This window comes from Actinoallomurus acaciae (genome assembly GCF_042429965.1).
In the GTDB taxonomy this organism is placed as follows: Bacteria; Actinomycetota; Actinomycetes; order Streptosporangiales; family Streptosporangiaceae; genus Actinoallomurus; species Actinoallomurus acaciae.
Genome location: NZ_JBHLZP010001017.1, coordinates 1 through 1412, shown reverse-complemented (window position 1 = coordinate 1412; position 1412 = coordinate 1). Strand labels below are relative to the sequence as shown.

Annotated in this window: 1 protein-coding gene; it reads right to left on the bottom strand. The window is 61.7% G+C overall.

From position 1 onward, the window contains the following. Positions 1 to 1071 precede the first annotated feature (1071 nt). Positions 1072 to 1412: hypothetical protein (locus tag ACFFNX_RS50005; RefSeq protein ID WP_378213533.1), on the bottom strand; the 341-nt coding region annotated here is incomplete at its 5' end.

Sequence of the window (1412 nt, the reverse complement as noted above, 5' to 3'; positions counted from 1 at the left end):
GTCCCGATTCCTGAACCAATACCGATACCGTTCCCGATTCCTCCATCTCCGAGGCCCGTCTGCCCACCCCCGGTCATAATCCCCAGGCCGTACCCCGTACCCGTTCCGGTGCCGGGCAAACGCGTCATCGTACCCGTCCCCGTGCCCGTACCCTCGCCGCCGATCTACATCCCGGGTCCCAAAGTACCCGTCCCGTACCCGGAACAAGTACCCGTACCGTACCCGGTATCGCGCCCCGTTCTTGTACCCGTACCGGTACCTATCAGCAATACCAAATTCTACCCTGTGCCTGTCATAATCTATGTCGCACCAATCTGCAGAGGATACCACCCTCTCACTCCCTTCAGACATCCAAGCAGGCCTTGCTCGATCAACGTGTGCAGAGTCAAATACAACTACGTGTACCTTGAGTCCGTTCCAGACCCAACATGCGGATCACAAGGACCACTACTGATCGGCGGCAGCTCTGCTCTGGCTCAAGCACAAGCTAACGCTCAAGCGTCCGGCGGCGGCTGGGGAGGCATCGGATCAGCTGACGCACTCGCCCAGGCACAGGCCCAAGCACAGGGCATCGGGGGCGGCTGGGGCCTCGGCTCAGCTGAGGCACAGGCACAGGCCCAAGCACAGGGCATCGGGGGCGGCTGGGGCGGAGTCGCCTCAGCCGACGCTCTAGCACACGCGCAAGCCCAAGGCCTTGGAGGATGGGGAGGAAGCGGATCAGCCGAGGCACAGGCCCAAGCGCAGGCGCTGGCTCAAGGCGGTGGACTCGGAGGCTACGGCGCTGCCAACGCTCTGGCCCAAGCACAGGCACAAGCTCAAGGACTCGCTGGATGGGGGGGATCAGGCTCGGCTGAGGCCCAGGCCCAAGCTCAAGCACTGGCGCAAGGTCTCGGTGGATGGGGAGGAGTTGGGTCCGCTGATGCTTTGGCTCACGCTCAGGCCCAAGGTCTCGGCGGATGGGGAGGAGCTGCCTCAGCCGAGGCCCAGGCTCAGGCCCTAGCGCAGGGCGGTGGACTTGGAGGGTACGGAAGCGCCGACGCTCTGGCTCAAGCTCAGGCTCAAGCTCAAGCCCTAGGGCTGACTCAACGCGGTCTTGGTGGATACGGGGCAGCTGACGCTTTGGCGCAAGCTCAGGCCCAAGCACACGCTCAAGCTCAAGGTATCGGCGGTTTGGTTGGATACGGATCTGCTAACGCACTGGCTCAAGCACAGGCGCAGGCCAATGCGAATGCGCAGGGCTCCGGCGGCGGTTTTGCCTGGAAGAGCGCAGAGGCGGCCGAACAAGCAGAGGCTCAAGGCGACAAATAAGAACTTGAAGCTGCCAAGAAACTCATCACAATGATCTTTGACAACGCCAGAATACTGGACCTGATTTAGTTTTAAGGCGAGCATGTAAAAATACAGTAGGCTAA